Source organism: Psychrosphaera aestuarii (assembly GCF_017948405.1).
Lineage (GTDB): Bacteria > Pseudomonadota > Gammaproteobacteria > Enterobacterales > Alteromonadaceae > Psychrosphaera > Psychrosphaera aestuarii.
Window position 1 is genome coordinate 1,142,285 of the sequence record NZ_CP072844.1, and the last position, 19,512, is coordinate 1,161,796.

Genomic DNA, 19,512 nt, shown 5'->3' on the forward strand with positions numbered 1-19,512 from the left:
TACATACGTATTCAACAGATACTTGTCACGGTTCTTTTTATAGTAGGGCAATAAAAATACCTATAAATACAATAAAAAATAAGAATCTATCAACAGGAATACACTATGTTAAATAAGTCATGGTTTAGTCGGACCTTGTTATTATCAGCAATGTCCGTTGCTTTAACCGCCTGTGGTGGCGGTGGCGGAGATGATGGCGTTAAGCCACTTCAGTGCGCAGCACCAAAAGTATTAAACGAAGCAAAAAACGCCTGTATCACTCCTGAGACCGAAGCGGAAAATACCGCGCCTACTTTTACATCTTCAGCAACACTGAGTGTAGAAGAGGCAACGGCTAACGGTACGCTTATTTACACAGCGTATGCGACTGACGCCGAAAGCAACACTATTACTTACTCTTTGCTAGACCCGAAGTCAGCGTTTACTATCAACCCTGCAACAGGTGCTGTTACGGTTGATAATCAAGATAACTTAATAGCAAGTAACTCTGCGGGTTACACCATTACCATTACGGCCACAGATAATGGTTCGCCAGCTAAATCGACAGATCTAGTGATTGCGGTTACGATTACCGAGGCCGCCGTTTCTTATCCTCAGCCTGCCGTAAAACCTAGTGAGTCACAAGGTGTTGTTTATTATTACCGTGCTGACGGCGACTATACTGGCTTTGTTTTGCATGCTTGGAATAACGAGACGTGTAATGCTTATGCGCAATTTGAAGATCCTGGTGCATCAACTGGCACCGGAACTGAATGGACTGCAGGATTGGCGCCGACAGATACCGATGAGAACTATGGTGTTTACTGGCTGTTTGATACTAAAGACCAAGCCTCTTGCGCTAATTTTATTGTTCATAAAGGGGACTTGAAAGACCCAGACTCAGATCAGCAGCTGTCTCTAAACGGTGATAGATGGGTATTTGTAGTTTCCGATGTGGGTGTATTTACTGATCCTGCAGATGTTAGTTTAGTACCGCCGTTTCAAATTAAAGATGCGTCAGCACACTGGCTAAACAAGAATACTATTGTTTGGAATGGAACCAGCGATAATGCAAAGTTATTGTGGTCATTAAATGGTGATTTGGACGATAACTTCACAACAGACAATAGTTTAGAGTTAACTAAAGTTGAATTTCCTAATTCATTAAAAGAAGTAGCCCCACACTTAGTGAGCTGGCAAGCGTATCAGTTTGAAGCAACAGCTGCACAACAAGAACAGCTAGTTAAGAGTCAGTTAGTACTAACATCACTCGATGGTAACGGTGAACCAGAAACAGCAACATACGTTCAAAAAGCAAAAGCCTTTGACGATATATACACAAGTGATGCAAACGATGCAGACGAGCAACGTTTAGGACTGTTTTATAACACCAATGGCAATATAGAACTAGATGCTTGGGCGCCAAGTGCTCAGAGTTTGCAATTAAAAGTGTTTAACGCGGCTAAAGAGTTAGTCGCAACTCATGACATGATAGAAAATAAAGCGACGGGTGTGTGGCATTTTGAAACCGACAGCTCGATGAACTACGACCGCTTATATTATCGATTTGCTATTCAGGTATATCATCCGTTAACTAAAAAAGTAGAAGACCTGTGGGTGACTGATCCTTATTCAGTTAACACTTCGACTAATGGACGTTATTCTCAATTTGTAAATATGACAGACGCCGATTTGTATCCTGCTGGTTGGCAAGGTCATGCAGTCCCTACCATTGAGCAACCGGAGCAGGCTGTGCTGTTAGAAGCACATATTCGCGACTTTAGTATTCGTGATGAAAATACGTCTGTAAGTAATCGTGGTAAATACAATGCATTTACTGAAACCGGGTCAGGTGCAATGACTTACCTGAGCGAAATGAGTAACGCTGGTGTCACCCATTTCCATATGTTGCCAGCGAACGATATCGCCACAATAGAAGAGGATGTTTCTAAACGAATTGATTTACAAAATACAGTTGGCGAATTATGTGCAAGAAATAGTGCAGCGCCAGTGTGTGGAGTGGAATCAAATTCCGATACCTTATTATCTGTTCTAGAGAGTTATTCTGCAGACACAGACGACGCAAAGAAACTGGTAGAAAGCTTCCGTGGTTTTGATGGATTTAACTGGGGCTATGATCCTCATCATTTTAATACAGTGGAAGGCAGTTATGCGTCTACTCCAGAGGGCGTAGCTCGTATAAAAGAATTTCGTGGCATGGTATTGGCGCTTCATGAAACTGGTTTAAGAGTAATTTTAGATGTTGTTTATAACCATACCAGCGCATCGGGTATTTATGACAATTCGGTATTTGATAAATTAGTTCCAGGGTATTATCACAGATATAACGAAGTGACTGGCATTATAGAGAACTCCACATGTTGCGATAACGTAGCCACCGAACACAAAATGATGAGTAAGTTTGTGGTTGATTCGCTTGTACATTGGGCACAACATTACGGTATGGATGGCTTTCGTTTTGATGTGATGGGACACTTGCCCGCTCAGTTACTTTTAGACGGCCGTGCCGCAGTTGCTGCTATTGACGCCGATACTTACTTTTATGGGGAAGGTTGGAATCTAGGTGAAGTAGCGAACGACCGCCTATTTAAACAAGCAACTCAATATAATCTAGCCGACACACAAATTGGTACTTTTAACGATCGTCCTCGAGACTCTATTCGAGAGCAAGCGTTATCAATTACATCACCAGACTTAAATAAATCGGATCATATTCGTTTAGGTTTAGCCGGCACCTTACAAAACTTCGAACTGGAAGATAAATCAGGGGTGGTTAAAAAAGGCATTAATTTTGATAAGTCATCTTATGGTTTAGACCCTGCTGATATCATCAATTATGTATCAAAGCATGATAACGAAACGTTATATGATTATTTACAATATAACTTTGACGATAGCACTACTGCAGCAACGAGAGCTCGTGTGCACATGTTATCTGCTGCGATTCCATTAATGAGCCAAGGTATTCCATTTTTCCAATTGGGCGTTGATAAAATTCGTTCAAAATCAATGGATCGAAATACCTATGATGCAGGTGATTGGTTTAACTACGTCGACTATACAAACAATTCAAACAACTGGAATGTTGGTTTACCAATTGAACGCGACGGTCAGTACAATGTTGCCTTAAGCTCAAATCCAAATGCACAAGTAGCAATGACTGATATTCAGCAGTCAAGCGCGGTATTCAAAGAGTTTTTGAAAATTCGCACTGGCAGTCCGTTATTTAGCTTAACAACAGAGCAAGATGTCATTAACCGCGTTGGTTTTCATAATACGGGTAGCACACAAACGGCTGGCGTTATTGTAATGAGCATTGATGATGGTATTGGTCTTACCGATTTAGATAGTAATTTTGATGCGATCGTTGTGGTAATTAACGGTACGGCTGTAACTCAAGATTTAGACGTTAAGTCGGCGAGTGGTTTTGTTTTACATGATGAACAGTTAGCTTCAGCCGATTTGATAGTAAAAACCGCGAGCTTTAGCGAAGATGCCACTAATGGCACATTCACGGTACCTGGCCATACGGTTGCGGTGTTTGTTAAACCACAAACCGGCGCGCAAGGTGAAGGGTTAGCAACGGATCCGGATCGAGTCGCGTCGCCGTATAATGAGACTGTGATTGGGATTGAAGGCTTAAACGAGATTGAATTTACCGCATTAGAATATGACCAACGAGGGACATACTCAGGCTCAGTAACACTGGAGCCTGGCACCTACGAGTTTAACCTTGGTGATGCCACATTAAGCATAGAGAACATTGCTTTTGCAGATGTAAGCATAGGCGCCAATTCAGAAACTATTGTGGCTGGTAATACCGATAGTTTTGCTGTCACGGTTACTCAGTCTGGTGCTTATTCTGTGTCATTAAACGTTGAGTCGAGTACGCCTGTTCTGTCTATTGAGTTTGATAATGCATGTGCATTGCAAAATGCGGAAACACAAGGCCCGTTTGACGTTGCGGGCGATGGCTACCTTTATGTTAAAGGCGATCACTCTGCTTGGAACGCGGTTAGTGACTACCAGTTAAAGTATAAGGGCAATAATGTGTATCAAGCGGTGGCAAATTTTGATGGCGCAATGGCCTTCAAACTGGCCTCTAGCGACGGTAATTGGAGTACTCAGCTTTGGGTACAAAATAACGATGGTAGCATTAACACGAGCAATTTAGTTGTTGGGACGAGCTATGACGTCGCTTATGGCAATGCTGGAACTGATAACAACAGTACCACTTTGGCTGCTGGAGTTTACAGTTTCAAACTCACGCTAAATGAGTCGAATCCGACGCAAGGACAAGGCGTTGGAACATTGCTAATTGAGCAATGCAGTAACTAACAGGTTGACGTTTAAACAAGTCATTTATAAAGCGGCTATTTAGCCGCTTTTGTTAGCGCTCGCACTTATTAATTCGCTGGGGTAATATCTAGCTTATATTTAAATGAAGATTAGTAATAAGTAGTAATATGACTGACAATTCGACATCACAGCAACGTCCTGCCAAGCCAAAAAACAACACGTTTTTGGAGCTTATTTTTAATATTATTATACCCTCACTGATCCTGATGAAGTTATCAGGTGAAGAGTACTTAGGGATAGTTCCTGGTTTATTAGTGGCGCTTGCATTTCCCGTTGTTTACGGCATTTATGACTTTGTTACTACCCGAACGTTTAACTTTATATCGTTGCTTGGTTTTTTAAGCACGTTATTGACGGGAGGCATCGGTTTATTTGAATTAGACGCTGAATGGCTCGCGATAAAAGAAGCGGCGATTCCTGCCATTATAGGTTTGGTTGTTTTAGTTTCGGGCTTTAGTGGTAAGCCGCTATTGGCGAAACTGATGTTAAACCCAACGTTATTTAATCTAAACGTTATATATGACGCCTTGGCAGAGAAGAATAATACCTCGGTTTTTAAGGCAAAAATCAATCGCGCTAATCACTTGTTAGCTTCTACTTTTGTATTTTCAGCATCGGCAAATTACATACTCGCTAAAATTATAGTGACGAGTAACGCCGGTACGGTAGAGTTTAATGAGCAGTTAGGCGAAATGACATTAATTAGTTATCCAGTTATTGCAATACCATCATTGATTATGTTGATAGGTATCATGGTTTACGTTGTAAAAACGATTACCCGCTTAACTGGATTGAAGTTCGAACAAGTATTACAACAAGAGTAGTTAGTGGCTGCGCCATAATGCTAGCGCTAATGTATTCAAAGGGATAGGTAAAATGAGAGCGGGTATTTTTTTTAGTTGGTTAGTTGTTCTGTTGTGTTATTCAAATAACAGTTTCGCAGATTCGTATATTAGCCATAGCTTAAAAGACCAATCATTATTAGTACAGCATGAGCAAGGTATGTTAGAAATTACCGCCTTGCATGATCTTGCGTTTGAGGTAAGACCATTAGGTAGTGCGTTAGTGCGCGAGGACTTTCCTAGTTTTGCTAAAGATCCTGAACAGCAATTTCGTCCTGCAATAAAAGTTATCAACAGTAAAACATCACTGACTTTCGCCACTAAAAAGTTGGCAGTAAAAATTGATAAGGCAACGCTTCAACTGTCATTTATCAAAAATGATCAAATTATTTTGGCCGAAGAGGCCGGTTTTTTTGCTACACATAGCTTACAAGGTTTTCGATTTAAGTTAGATGAAGATGAAGCTTTAATGGGTACAGGTGAACGCGTCCTAGGTATGAATAGACGTGGACACAAGTTACCTTTATACAATCGCGCTCATTATGGTTATGAAACCTATTCTGAACAGATGAATTTCAGTATTCCTGCGGTCATGTCTACTAAAAAATACATTATTTTATACGACAACCCAGCTAAGGGATTTATTGATCTTGGTAAATCTGAGAAAGATATTTTGCAGTTTGAAGCCGTTGGTGGTCGACAAGCCTATATCTTTATCGCTGGTGATACTTATCCAGACCTTATCCATCAATTTGTTAAAGTAACGGGTAAGCAACCGTTACCGCCGCGTTGGGCTTTTGGTAATCATGCATCTAGGTTTGGCTATCGTACTCAGGAACAAGTTGTTGATACAGTAGAACGGTTCCGCCAAGCACAAATCCCAGTGGACTCCGTTATTTTAGATTTGTATTGGTTTGGGAAAGATATAAAAGGGCATATGGGCAACTTAGATTGGGACCGAAAGTCTTTTTCTGATCCAGACAAAATGATTTCTGATTTAACTAAACTGAGCGTTAAAACAACGTTAATTACAGAACCATTTATTTTAACTTCTAGTAACCGTTGGCAAGAAGCTCTAGAGAGTGACATTCTGACCAAAAACATTTCAAATACTGAAGTAAAGACGTTTGATTTTTATTTTGGTAATACTGGCCTCATAGATGTATTTAATGAACCAGCAGCAATTTGGTTTAAAGATATTTATAAAGATTTAGCTCACCAAGGCGTCCATGGCGTTTGGGGCGACTTAGGCGAGCCGGAAGTTCATCCATCAGATATGTTACATACGTTATCTGATGCTGGAATTACGGCAACGAGCGATGAAATACATAACGTATATGGCCATCAGTGGGCTAAATTAGTCCGTGACGCGATGAATGAAGTCGCGCCTAATACTCGTCCGTTTATTTTAATGAGGGCTGGTTATGCTGGCTCACAGCGTTTTGGGATGATTCCTTGGACTGGAGATGTCGCCAGAACCTGGTCAGGCTTAAAACCACAGCCAGAGCTTACAATGCAAATGGGCTTATTAGGAATGGCTTACACACATTCGGATTTAGGTGGGTTTGCTGGTGGTGAGACCTTCGATGCAGAAATGTATACTCGTTGGTTACAATATGGTGTGTTTCAACCTATTTACCGTCCTCACGCGCAAGATAATATTGCACCAGAAGTGGTTTTCCATGACAAAGCGACCCAACAAATTGTTGGCAAATATATCAAGCTTAGATATCGCTTATTGCCTTACTTATACTCAATGGCTTATCAAAACTCTATGACCGGAATGCCGTTAATGCGCCCAATGTTTTTTGAAGAAGTAAGTGCGGAGTTTTTTAACATAACGGACCAATTTATGTGGGGTGACGCTTTTTTAGTTAAAGCGATTACTGACCCGGGAGTAGAGTCAACCAAAGTAACTTTACCAAAAGGTCAGTGGACCGACTATTGGACCGACACGGTATATGACGGTGGAACAGTGATAGATTATCCCGTGACACTAGAAAATATACCTGTGTTTGTTAGAGGCGGTTCAATCATACCTACGGTTAATGATTTAATGACAACAGAGTCATATTCTAGCCAAGCGTTAAACCTCGATGTTTATTATGAGAAAAACAAACTATCTACCGTTAACGAAGTTTATGAAGATGATGGTGTGTCGGAGAATGCAATCGCAGCGGGAAAATACGAGAAATTAATTTTTAACGGTGCGGCATACCAACAAAATGGTGCTAATCGTTACTCTCTTAGTATGGAACGTCAATTGGGCAGCGCAAAGGCTTATGTTGGTATGCCAGAGGAACGCAATTTATCTATTCGAATTCATCACTGGCCAACAACGCCAATAAATATAATGTTTGACGATAGTGAAATAGCATTATTTACTAATTTTAAGGAATTTAAGCTAGCCCAAAGAGGCGCTTTCTTTGATAAAAAGAATAATATTGTTTTTGTTAAATTTAATTGGAATCATCAACAAGCAAATAAGGTCGCGTCGTTAATGATTAAGTAATTCGGTACTTGCGGCTAGCTGAAAAGCAACTATCTTTAATACTAGTTTACGGATAGTCGCTTTTCGCTCGATCAACGGATTGGTCTTCTCTTGGTTACAAGGATTTATTATGCAAGTTAAAAAAGCTTGGCAGTTTTTATTGGTCAATGACCAGTTGGGTTACTACACAGGATATAAAGGTCCTGAAATGTTTGGTGAATTAGACCGCGCAAAGGTCTATCGTACTCATGGTGAAGCTCACATGGCGGCCCTAGGCATTAAGCATCCATTAGAAGTTGAGTCGGTATTAATCTGGCACCGTACTCAACAGGATAATGAAATTACCGATAACATTAACCCTAAATCGACAAACAACTCTGTACGAAATCATCTAAGGGTTGTTTCATCAAACTCATTTAGTGAATAACTTTATTGGTTTGGTAATTTTCTTTGTATTTAGAGACCACCAAGTAATCAATAATGTTTCTATGCTTATCGACTAGGGCATAACCCTCAATAATTTCATTATTGTGCCTAACAGGCGCATGTGTTTTAAACGACCAGATCGTATTGTCGTCATCTGTTTGTTGTTTTAGTGCTTGCCACTGCGAATGCAAACGACCAAACGGTAACTCTGGTGCAATGTTGTTTGGGTCTCTAACGAGTTCGCGTTCTTCAACAGAGTTTATGTTAACTGGTAACAACAAATCCTTTCCTTTTACTTTAGATTTTTTGACGGCGATATCTGGCGATGATTCAAAAAATATAAACAGTAATACAAATGGCCAGAATAAGGCGGTTAAAAATATTGCCTTAATTACAGTGGCACTTTTGGATACTGTGACGGCTGTCGATTTATCTCGGAATACATAAAGTATAAGACTGACAGCCATTCCGGCTGCTAAATATAATGCAATCATGGTATCTACTCTCTTATTTGCCCGTTTTAGATGCATATATCTAAGCCATTCGGGCTGAATTATTCTTATTAATTTAAACTGGTACAGCTGATTAACAATTCTTAGAGTTGTAAAATTTATCCAGTGAAGACCTTTAAGTTTTGCAGTAGATTGAGTTTTTGCCAGTAAAAAGAATAAAAAAAGTATGTATTTTAGGTAAAATGTTGTAACTGCGACGATTTTAAATTTAAGCTAAATGTGTCATGGAATTAACATTCAAGTTTCAATTTCTATTACTTTGAATACGTATGTACTTATTTGTTTGCAGTTGTGCTTCGTTATAGTCTGAAGCGTTATTTTAAAGTCATTAATAATAAATAAAAAAAACAATAATAATCATGTGCGTTTACAACAGGACAACAATATGAATCAACCGAAACTCTCCTTTTGGCAAGTTTGGAACGTCAGCTTTGGCTTTCTTGGAGTACAAATAGGCTTTGCATTGCAAAATGGTAATGTCAGCCGAATTTTATCCGACCTCGGCGCCGATCTTTCTTCACTCTCACTTTTTTGGTTAGCCGCGCCAATTATGGGTCTATTGGTTCAACCTATTGTTGGTGCACTGTCAGATCGAACTTGGAACCGAATGGGCCGACGTCTACCATTCATTTTTGGTGGTGCTATTGTCGCTGCGCTAGCAATGGCTTTACTGCCAAACGCTTCGCTACTAGTGGCATTTATACCGCCGATGATTTTTGGTTTGATCATATTCGCTATAAAAGATGCTGCGTTTAATGTCACCTTTCAACCTTTTCGTTCTCTGGTTTCCGATATGGTTCCAAAAGAACAACACAATATGGGTTATTCAGTCCAAACCTTATTAATTAACATTGGTGCGGTTGTAGGATCTATTTTGCCGTTTGTGTTAACGAATGTTATTGGCCTAGAGAATGCTTCAAAAGCCGGTGAAGTTGCACCATCTGTTGTTTGGGCTTTTTATATTGGTGCTACCATTTTATTAGGCTCTGTGCTTTGGACCGTATTTAGAACAAAAGAGTATGCGCCTGAACAATATAATGAATACAAAGGACTTACCGTTGAGCAAAGCAACAATATGTCTGAACAAAAGCTATCAACGTTTGCCAAGCTATCTGGTTTTTGGGCGCTATTAAAAGAGTCTCCAGAAATAATGAAGCAATTGGCCGTTGTGCAGTTTTTCTCTTGGTTTTCACTTTTTATCATGTGGACTTATCTACCGGCTGCACTCACACAAAATACATGGGGAGTTGCCATACACTGGTTCGATCCAGGTTATTTAGCGAGTAATCCGGTTCCAGAGTCCATTTCAAAAGCGAAAGGTGCAGCAGGGGACTGGGTTGGTATTTTATATGCAGCACAAGCACTATTTTCTGTCGCGTTTGCTGTTGTCTTAACTAAGCTTGCTAACACATTCGGGCGAAAGCTGGTGTACTCTATGTCATTACTGGCTGGTGGTTTAGGTTATATCAGCATGATTTTATTTACTGACCCAACAATAACCGAAGTTAATCTTTACATAACCTCTGTAACGGTGCCACAAGGCGCGGTTGGCATTGTACTTTCGATGATTGGTGTTGGTATTGCTTGGGCTGCAATACTTGCTATGCCGTATGCTATTTTAGCCGGTGCATTGCCTGCCGATAAGACAGGTGTGTATATGGGTATATTTAACTTCACTATTGCTGCTCCACAAATCATTTCAGGCTTAGTGAGTGGTTGGATTTTAGGGGCTGTTTTTGCAAATGAAGCAATATATATCATTATCTTGGCTGGGGTCTCTATGATCTTGGGGGCAATATCAGTGTTCTTTGTTCGTGACAGTGAGCCTAAAAAAGAATCTATAGTGCTAGAAGACAAAGTGTCCGCTTAAGGTTAGTATTAAGTAAATTAAACCCAGCATTTGCTGGGTTTTTATTAACAAGAACAAAGACTAGGCGAACTATGAAAATTACAATTATCTCGGGTAGTACAAGAAATAACTCAGCAAGCTCAAAAACCTCTCGCTATTTAAAAAATCAATTGTTAGAGATTAACAACAAAAATACCGTTGATATTTTTGACTTATCAGAAGCGCAACTGCCTCTTTGGGACGAGTCCTTAGACTTAACTACATTGTCTGCTCATGCTGACTCGCTTGAAGCGTCGGACGCGTTTGTGTTTGTAGTGCCTGAGTGGCATGGAATGGCTCCGCCTGCATTAAAAAACTTATTCTTTTTATTTACTGGTGTATTTAGACATAAACCTGCATTTATTGTATCTATTTCAGCGGGAACCGGCGGTCGTTACCCAATTCAAGAGCTACGCTCTACTGTGTATAAAAATACTTACTTAAACTTTATTCCTGTAAATACAATTATTGACCGAGTTAATACTATTATTGACGAAGATGGAAATTACATCGGCGAAAAGCAGTTTGTCGCTAATAGAGTAGATGAAGGGCTTAAATTACTTCTAGAGTATGGAAGTGCTTTCCAAGTGATTCGAAAAAGTGACATTGTACTAGAGAAACGTTTTCCAAATGGTGTTTAATTAACCATAAAGTTGGGCAATAGCAAAGTTAGTTCATTTTGCTATTGTCCGACTTGTCCTTTGTGCATAAAATGCATTTAGATATAACTCTTATTCTCTTCCCTATTTTTCATGCCTTGAATACGTATGCACTATGGTGCTACTACTTGATTAATTTAGCTAAATGTAGTTTACACCCTTTTTTTAGCTAGGTACTATGACACTATCATTCCCTACATATGTGGATTATTTGTGAAAGGTAAAGCAACCTCATTTGATATCGCCTATCGAGCCGGTGTTTCTCAATCTACGGTATCGAGGGCGTTAAGAAATAGCCCTCTAGTCAGCGAAAAAACCAAAGAAAAAATTCGCGAAATAGCGAAAGAGTTGAACTATACCGTTGATAAAAACGCTAGCAGCTTGCGTTCGCAAACCAGTACTACACTTGCATTGTTATTGTTTGAAGATCCCAGCAGTGATGACTCCTTAGTAAATCCGTTTTTTCTCTCTATGTTAGGAAGTATCACGAAAGAATGCGGAATACTTGGATATGACTTACTTGTATCATTTCAAGAATTAGATGCTGATTGGCACTCTGTTTTTAAAGATAGTAATAAGGCTGATGGTCTTATTTTACTTGGTTATGGTAATTATTTAGACTACGAGTCGAAGCTACATGAACTCGTAAATCATGGCACGCCATTTGTTCGCTGGGGAGCGGAAACACAAAGTGTTAAAGCGAGTTCTATAGGCTGTGACAACTTTCATGGCGGGCAGCAAATTACAGAACACCTAGTCGGTTTAGGTAGAAAACGGTTTGCATTTGTTGGCAACGTTGATGATGGTTCCCCCGAGTTTCTTGCTCGATATCAGGGGCATTGTGCTGCGTTAAAAGAAGCTCGGTTAAATGTAGACAAAAATCTTCAGCGAGATGCTGTGAATACTGAAGAAGCAGGCTATTTAGCTACAACCAGTCTACTAAGTACGAAAACCGATATTGATGCAATTGTCGTGGCGAGTGACTTGATTGCGACAGGTGTTCTTCGCGCGTTAGAAGATAAAGGCGTAAGAGTTCCAGAGGATATAGCGATCGTAGGTTTTGACGATATTCCGGTTGCTAGGTATACAAAACCTGCGTTAACAACATGCCGACAAGACTCAGCTCAAGCTGGCGTCTTATTGGTTGATAAGTTGGTTGCATTGATTAATGGTGAAGAAACATCGAGTAATTTTATGCAAACCGAGCTCATTGTTCGGGACTCATGTGGCGCTAATTTAAAACAATAATTCAAGTATAAATAAGGATTCCAATGAGCAAGTTTTATGGCTTTTCCGCGACATCAATTAGCGGCGAAAAAATTGAGATGTCAGACTATAAAGGCAAGGTTGTGCTAGTCGTTAACACTGCAAGTAAGTGCGGTTTTACAAAGCAGTATGACGGCCTTCAAGAGCTTTATGAGCAATACAAAGATCAAGGACTAGTTATTTTGGGCTTTCCTTGCAACCAGTTTGGCGAGCAAGAAAAAGGTGGGAGCAGCGAAATCCAAGAGTTCTGCCGCTTAAACTTCGGGGTTAATTTTCCAATGTTTGAAAAAATTAATGTGAACGGCCCTGATGCTCATCCAATTTATCAGCATTTAAAATCTGAAAAGCCAGGTGTGCTTGGTACAGAAGGCATTAAATGGAATTTCACAAAATTTTTAATCAATAAAGAAGGTGATGTAGTTGAGCGATTTGGGTCAACAACCAAACCTGAAAAATTAAAAGCCAAAATTGAGAAGTTGCTGTAGTGGCAAGTTCACATTGATTCATAGATAGGATGACACTTCTTTGCATAAAAAAAACGCCCAAGGGCGTTTTTTTATTATCGTATAAAAGATTAAATTGAACCGAATTAAAGCCTAAATTGCTCTACAGACTGTCTAAGCTCTTCAGCCAAACGAGCCACCTCTTGAGAGGATAAATCAGTTTGTGTTGCCCCTGAGGCGGTTTGCTCTGCAATAGCAACTATCGACTCAAGACGTTCACTAATCTCGTTACTAACCTGGTTTTGCTCTTTGGCCGCAGAAACAATTTGTTCACTCATGTCATTAGCCTGGTGAACGGAATCGGTAATGTTATTCAGTGCTAATGTTGCTTGCTCTGTTTGTGATACACACAAGTCAGCTTGTGTTTTGCTATGGTTCATTACACTAACGGCTGATTTCGAACCGCGTTGTAACTGCTCAATCATATTTTGTATTTCTTGAGTCGACTCTTGTGTTTTACTCGCTAAAGAACGAACTTCATCAGCTACGACCGCAAAACCTCGACCTTGTTCACCGGCGCGAGCAGCTTCAATGGCGGCGTTTAAAGCAAGTAAGTTTGTTTGTTCGGCAATACCACGGATAACGTCTAAGATGCCTCCAATGGCTGCACTATGCTCGTTTACTTCATGTATAACGCCAGAAGCCTGTTCTATTTCGCTAGCTAAGCTTAAGATGGTTTGTTTGTTGTTATCAGAGATTGTTTTAACGCGTTCGGCATCTTCGTCAGCCTGTTTTATATCGGCTAATGCTTCGTTAGCTCTATCCATAACAGAATACGACGTGCTTGCCATTTCCGTTGTCGCTGTTGCTGCTTGCTCTACTTGGGAGCGTTGCTCGTTTATTGCGACAGTTGACTCTTTTACAACCATAGAGGTTTCTTCAGACGCGGTAGCAAGTTGGTTTGAACGGCTTACAATGCCGTGGATCAGTTCGCGTAAGCTATCAATTAGCTTGTTACAGTTTTTCGCTAATTCACCAAATTCATCATTATTGCTATCATCTAATTTAACAGTTAAATCACCAGTTGATACAACATTAAGTACTTCATTTACTTCGCTTAAAGGTCGTGTGACACGCACAACGGTTTTATAACCGATGAAAATCGAAAACAATAATGACACGCCCATTACCGCCCAGTTTTGCGATACACCATTACCAACTGCGTCCTTCACGCTCTCGGTAGTTATTTGCAACTCTTCTTTTACTTTTGTACCTAAAGACTTAAGTTGAACAATACTTTGCTCAGAAAGTTGAGTCGTTTTATTTAATAGCACTCTGGTTTCGTCGATTTTATTTAGTAACGCAATTTTTGTTGCTCCAACCGAGTCATTTGAATCAATCATTCTGTTTACAAGGTCGATTTGCTCAAGTAAAGATGATACACCCTCATAACCTTTGCCGGCCGTTTCAGTTTTTAAAACCGCGACTGATTTATTCATATTGTCTTGTAAAAAGTCGAGCTCTTTACGAATAGTAATTACCGTATCCCTATTGTTGTTTTTACTGATATCTGTAATAGCCGTAATAATGCTCAGCATATTTGCTTCTATGCTAGTTGCAGCTTGGGCTGCTGGGTTATCACTCGGAAGCTCATTTAAGTCTGTGAAATCAAGAATAAGAGTTGCTGCATCATCAGCTGCAAACTCAGTTTCTTCTAGTTGTGATATCACTTTATCAGCTAACTCTAGGGTGTTCTTTTTGGCGGTAAAAAGTTGGTATGCAGATGCGGTAAATTCTTGGAATGACTTTTTAACTTTTGGAACTTGTGATTCCAAAATATCAACACCGGCGACAATTGAAGTGAGGCTGTTTAGCTCCTTGTCCATTTCCGTAGCTTGACTATTAAATGTAGCGACGGAACCTTCAATGTCATTGTAATTGTCCGCATAATAATCTAATAGTGTGGTTTTACTCATAGCAACAAACTGTTGTTGTAAAGCTGCACTTGACTCCATCGCAGGAACAGAAAGATTATTTACGGTTTCTGTCGACTTCGAAATGTCATTTAAAACTGCAACTGAGCTAAATCCTAAAAATAGTAATAGAATAGCTGTAATTGAAAAGCCTCCAATTACTCTCATTGCAACGGTTAATTTCATAAGTTCTCCATGTGCGGACTGCTAACTTTTTAATTATTCAAAGGTTATCGGCCAAATTTATATTTTTATTAGATTAAATTGTTTAAACAACTCGGTTGTTCGGTAAATTTACCACGTCTAAGGGCTGCGCTCAGCCATTATTTTAAATGTTTGCTTGGTTTGCCAATTTAAGACAGTTAGGTAATTGCCCCAAACATATCCTGTATCTAAAGGGATAATGTTTGGATTAACACTTTGCCCCATTAGTGACGCCCAATGTCCAAATACCCATTTAGTATCATTAAATCTATCAGCTTGAAATTCGAACCAAGGCACGAGTTTTGAGTCTGGAGATAAAGTGTTAGGCGCCTCTTTATAAGACAAGTCCAGTTTACCTTCTTTTGTACAATAACGCATTCGAGTTAGGCCATTAACAGCATAGACCAGTTGTTCGGAAACTGATAAATCTGGTTGCCAAAAGTCCGGCTTATTGCTGTACATGCTTTTTAAAAAGCTGACATAATCTTTATGAATTAGCTGCTTATGTATTTCTTTTGCAAATATATTCGCGTCGCCAATTGACCAATTAGGGGGCAGTCCAGCATGGCTCATAAAACCAGAACCATCGGGTAATTCTAATAAAAGGGGCTGGTGTCGAAGCCAATCACAAATTTTGACAATGTTAGGAGAGGACAGTAAATCTTGGAGTTTGTCTTTTGGGTTTGCACTTTTTACTTGATTTGCAACGGACAGTAAGTGTAGGTCGTGATTTCCTAGTACTGTTCGAATATGGCTATCGTTTTTAATAATAAACGCTATTGTTGCTAGCGAGTTTTCACCACGCGCGACTAGATCACCCGTTAACCAAAGAGTGTCTTTGCCACCGCAATAACCTATTTCAGCAAGAGCATGTTGTAATCCATTAAAACACCCTTGGATATCTCCGATAAAATAATCGGCCACGAACTTTTCCTTAATGCAATATATTTGGAACAGCTAGTCGAAATACAGGAATTGGTACTTGGATGCTATTGGTGTCGGTTTTAAAATCATAAAAGCCTTCCATAGTGCCTACTTCGGTTTCCAGTATGCACCCGCTGGTGTATGTATAACTTTCGCCAGGTTCAATAGTTGGCTGTTCACCTACTACGCCAGCTCCTTTAACTTCGGTTTTTTTACCATTTGCATCAGTGATAAGCCAATATCGGCCCAGCAGCTGGGCGCTATAAGCATCATTGTTTGTAATAGTAATCGTGTAGGCGAAAACAAAACGATGCTGTGAAGCATCACTTTGCTCTGGGATGTCTCTAGTTACAACTTTTACTTCGATATCCATTTTTTTTAGTTTTCGCTCTTTGATTTTTCATACCACTGAGCGATTTTAATATAATCATCGAGAGATAAATTTTCCGCTCGTACGGTGGCATCAATACCTAAAGACTCTAGTTGTTCTACGGTTATGATATTTTGCAGGCTGTTTCTAAGCGTCTTTCGGCGTTGATTAAAGGCTTCTAAACAAACAGTATTTAACATCGCTGGCGACACTTGGTTTCGTGCATCGTGTTCTTTAGGTATTAATCTAATTACAGCAGAGTCTACTTTTGGTGGTGGCACAAAAGAAGATGGCGGAACATCGGTAACAGGCACAGTTCGGCAGTAGTATTGTGTCATTACGCTTAGTCGGCCAAAGGCTTTGGTGTTAGGTGCGGCACACATTCTGTTTACAACTTCTTTTTGTAACATAAAGTGCATGTTTTCGATGTTGTCGAGGTATTCGTATAGGTGAAACAGTAATGGTGTCGAAATGTTGTATGGCAGATTACCAAACACTTTTAGTTTTTTATCTTCACGCACGACTTGGCTAAAATCAAACTTCAACGCATCGGCTTGATAGATGTTTAGCTTGTTGCCAATAAAAGGGTGGGTTTTTAGTCGCTCAGCAAGGTCTTTATCAAGCTCAACAACGTTAAGGATATCAGTGCGCTCTGCAACAGGCTCAGTTATAGCACCTAAACCTGGACCGATTTCAACAATGTTATCGCCTTCTTTTGGGGCAATAGCTCTTACAATTCTTTCAATAATATCTTCATCGGTTAAAAAGTTTTGACCAAAACGCTTTCTCGCTTTGTGACCTTGATGAATGCCTTTTGCTGGGTCAAAATGTTTTTTATTTGATGTTTTATGTTTGCTCATTTAGCGTTTAGCCTTGTTTTCTAATGCCATTTTTATAGCGTGTGCAATTGCAACTTCCATACTTCCTGTATTTGCAGTTCCGGTTCCTGCTAAGTCTAAAGCAGTGCCATGGTCCACTGACGTTCTAATGTAAGGTAAGCCTAGGGTAATATTGACCGCGTTACCAAACCCTTTGTATTTTAAAACGGGTAAACCTTGGTCGTGATACATGGCCAATACCGCGTCTGCATCATCTAAATATTTAGGCTGAAAGAGCGTGTCGGCAGGTAAAGGGCCGATAAACTCCATACCTTCGTTGTTCAGTTCTTGTAATATAGGTTCTATGATCTCTATTTCTTCTTTACCTAAATGCCCACCTTCACCGGCATGCGGGTTTAAGCCACAAACTAATACTTTGGGTTTGTTTATACCGAACTTAATTTGAAGGTCTTGGTATAAAATCGTTGCTACTTTTCTTATACGTTCAGGTGTAATTGCTTTTGCTACGTAAGCTAGCGGAATATGTGTAGTAACTAGTGCGACTCGTAACCCTTCAGTCGCTAGTAACATAACTACATCTGATGTGTTTGAGTGATTAGCAAAAAACTCAGTATGCCCGCTAAAGGGAACGCCAGCTTGGTTTATAATGCCCTTATGGACTGGGCCGGTAACAATAGCATCAAACAAGCCACTCATGTTGCCAACGCTGGCAGTCGTTAAAGTATCTACTACATATCGACCATTGTTTTCATCAAGTACACCAATTTGTGCAGGTTTAGCAAGCTCGTGAGGAACAATAAATAACTCGCCAGGAGTGTGTTGTATTGGCGGTTGCGTTTCATCAAAAGTCTTTAGGACAATATTTAAACCTAAAACGCTGGCACGCTGTTGCAGAAGCTCCATATCGGCCAACGCAATTAGTTGCGCGGGCCACTCTTGCTGGGCTACTTTTAATACTAAGTCCGGGCCTATGCCAGCAGGCTCGCCCGGTGTGATTGCAATTCTAGGAATATTAATCATTACCCAGTGATGACCTCGATAAAGGCTTGCTCTCGAATCTCACGTAACCAAGACTCTTGTTCTTCGGCAAATTTACGTTTAAAAATTATTTGATAAGCACGGTCTTTTTTAGTTTTTTCTGTGGTATCTGCTTTTCTTGTGTCCATTAGTTGAACGACATGCCAACCGAATTGTGTTCTAAATGGAGCGCTAAATTCTCCTATTTTTAACTCGGCGATAGTGTCTTTAAAATTGGGAGCATAAACATCAGGGTTTGCCCATCCCAAGTCTCCGCCACGCAATGCTGAGCCAGGATCTTCGGAGTGTTCTTTGGCTAATTCTGCAAAATCAGCTTTACCTTCTTTTACATCACTCACAAATTGATTAAGCATGTTTTTGGCTTTTTCTTCACTCAATATTATAGAAGGGGTTAGTAGAATATGGCGAGCATTCACCTCTTTAATTTCTACCGTTTCACGACCTCGAACATCAAGGATTTTTACAATGTGAAAACCAGCACCAGAGCGCAATGGTCCTACAAGTGAGTCTTTTGGCTGACCTTTAACATTTTCAGAAAATAACGAAGGCATCTCATTCACGCTCATGTAACCCCAGTCACCACCTTCTAATGCCTTAATGCCAGATGAGCTAGCAATTGCTACTTGTTTAAAGTCACTACCTTCGTTTAATAATTCAATTACTTTATCTGCTACGTCTCGTCGTTCTTCAACTTCTGCTTGTGTCGCATTACTGTCCACAGCAATAAGAATATGACCAATTTGGTATTCTTCTTTGCTCGTTTGCTGTTCAATTATTTTTACCAGTGTGTCAATTTCTTGCTCCGAAACATTAACACGACGTCGAACATTGGCGCGTACTACTTCATTTAAAGCGATTTCGTTACGTAGCTCTTCTCTATAGCGTTCAAAGTTTTCGCCTGTTGATTCTAGCTGTTGGCGAAATTCATCAACAGAGATATTTTGACGTTCAGCGATGCTTTGTAATACTGAGTCCAAATGGGCATCACTGATTTGAATACCCATGCGTTCGGCCATTTGTAACTGGATGCTAGTTAAAACTAATTTATCAATTGCTTGAGCTCTTAGTGCTTTATCACTTGGTAATACTTGGTTAGCAAGTGCAGCTTTGGCTCTAACATCAGCGACAATCGACTTAATTTCACCTTCCAAAATTACACCGTCGTTTACAATAACTGCAACGTTGTCCAATCGTTTTAATTCTGCATTTGCAGTAACACTTGCAAGTGCAGTAAGTGCTACTAGACTAGCCATAAACGTATTTCTAAACATATTTACT

General features: G+C 39.9%; 15 protein-coding genes. 8 read left to right on the forward strand and 7 right to left on the reverse strand.

Translation table 11 applies throughout. The features are described 5' to 3' along the window. Positions 1-105 precede the first annotated feature (105 nt). From J9318_RS05190 to J9318_RS05205, 4 genes are all read left to right on the forward strand, one after another. Positions 106-4,338, forward strand: a complete 4,233-nt coding sequence (locus J9318_RS05190; RefSeq protein ID WP_210561965.1) for an alpha-1,6-glucosidase domain-containing protein — start codon at positions 106-108, stop codon at positions 4,336-4,338. Between the two features lie 128 nt (positions 4,339-4,466). Beyond that, positions 4,467-5,183: a VC0807 family protein gene (locus J9318_RS05195; RefSeq protein ID WP_210561972.1), complete on the forward strand. Its 717-nt coding sequence runs from the start codon at positions 4,467-4,469 to the stop codon at positions 5,181-5,183. 52 nt (positions 5,184-5,235) lie between these two features. After that, positions 5,236-7,713, forward strand: coding sequence for a glycoside hydrolase family 31 protein (locus J9318_RS05200; RefSeq protein ID WP_210561974.1), 2,478 nt, complete (start codon positions 5,236-5,238; stop codon positions 7,711-7,713). Between the two features lie 109 nt (positions 7,714-7,822). Further along, positions 7,823-8,119 carry a hypothetical protein gene (locus tag J9318_RS05205; RefSeq protein WP_210561976.1) on the forward strand — a complete coding sequence of 99 codons (297 nt, stop codon included), beginning with the start codon at positions 7,823-7,825 and terminating at the stop codon, positions 8,117-8,119. Here the strand turns inward: J9318_RS05205 and J9318_RS05210 are convergent. Beyond that, positions 8,109-8,612 carry a hypothetical protein gene (locus tag J9318_RS05210; RefSeq protein WP_210561978.1) on the reverse strand — a complete coding sequence of 168 codons (504 nt, stop codon included), beginning with the start codon at positions 8,610-8,612 and terminating at the stop codon, positions 8,109-8,111. The two genes, J9318_RS05205 and J9318_RS05210, sit on opposite strands and share 11 nt — an antisense overlap. Before the next feature lie 403 nt (positions 8,613-9,015). On the opposite strand from J9318_RS05210, the gene J9318_RS05215 reads away from it, so the two are divergent. From J9318_RS05215 to J9318_RS05230, 4 genes are all read left to right on the forward strand, one after another. Further along, complete coding sequence (locus J9318_RS05215; RefSeq protein WP_210561980.1) at positions 9,016-10,500, forward strand: MFS transporter; 1,485 nt, start codon at positions 9,016-9,018, stop codon at positions 10,498-10,500. A 71-nt stretch (positions 10,501-10,571) separates the two neighbouring features. Further along, positions 10,572-11,159, forward strand: coding sequence for an NADPH-dependent FMN reductase (locus tag J9318_RS05220; protein WP_210561982.1), 588 nt, complete (start codon positions 10,572-10,574; stop codon positions 11,157-11,159). Positions 11,160-11,390: 231 nt separating this feature from the next. After that, the gene (locus tag J9318_RS05225; RefSeq protein WP_210561989.1) at positions 11,391-12,425 is read left to right on the forward strand and encodes a LacI family DNA-binding transcriptional regulator; all 1,035 of its coding nucleotides are present in this window, start codon (positions 11,391-11,393) and stop codon (positions 12,423-12,425) included. Positions 12,426-12,448: 23 nt separating this feature from the next. Further along, on the forward strand, positions 12,449-12,928 hold the full coding sequence (locus tag J9318_RS05230) for a glutathione peroxidase (RefSeq protein WP_210561991.1): 480 nt from the start codon (positions 12,449-12,451) through the stop codon (positions 12,926-12,928). A gap of 104 nt (positions 12,929-13,032) precedes the next feature. Here J9318_RS05230 and J9318_RS05235 read toward each other — a convergent pair whose 3' ends face one another. From J9318_RS05235 to surA, 6 genes are all read right to left on the reverse strand, one after another. Beyond that, positions 13,033-15,045, reverse strand: coding sequence for a methyl-accepting chemotaxis protein (locus J9318_RS05235; protein ID WP_210561992.1), 2,013 nt, complete (start codon positions 15,043-15,045; stop codon positions 13,033-13,035). A 117-nt stretch (positions 15,046-15,162) separates the two neighbouring features. Then, positions 15,163-15,987: a symmetrical bis(5'-nucleosyl)-tetraphosphatase gene (locus J9318_RS05240; RefSeq protein WP_210561994.1), complete on the reverse strand. Its 825-nt coding sequence runs from the start codon at positions 15,985-15,987 to the stop codon at positions 15,163-15,165. A 10-nt stretch (positions 15,988-15,997) separates the two neighbouring features. Continuing rightward, positions 15,998-16,360, reverse strand: a complete 363-nt coding sequence (gene apaG / locus J9318_RS05245) for a Co2+/Mg2+ efflux protein ApaG (RefSeq protein ID WP_210561996.1) — start codon at positions 16,358-16,360, stop codon at positions 15,998-16,000. Between the two features lie 5 nt (positions 16,361-16,365). After that, positions 16,366-17,217 carry a 16S rRNA (adenine(1518)-N(6)/adenine(1519)-N(6))-dimethyltransferase RsmA gene (rsmA, locus tag J9318_RS05250; RefSeq protein ID WP_210562002.1) on the reverse strand — a complete coding sequence of 284 codons (852 nt, stop codon included), beginning with the start codon at positions 17,215-17,217 and terminating at the stop codon, positions 16,366-16,368. After that, positions 17,218-18,216: a 4-hydroxythreonine-4-phosphate dehydrogenase PdxA gene (gene pdxA / locus J9318_RS05255; protein ID WP_210562004.1), complete on the reverse strand. Its 999-nt coding sequence runs from the start codon at positions 18,214-18,216 to the stop codon at positions 17,218-17,220. Beyond that, positions 18,216-19,505: a peptidylprolyl isomerase SurA gene (surA, locus tag J9318_RS05260; RefSeq protein WP_244731915.1), complete on the reverse strand. Its 1,290-nt coding sequence runs from the start codon at positions 19,503-19,505 to the stop codon at positions 18,216-18,218. Before surA ends, pdxA begins: the two co-directional genes overlap by 1 nt. Positions 19,506-19,512: the final 7 nt, after the last annotated feature.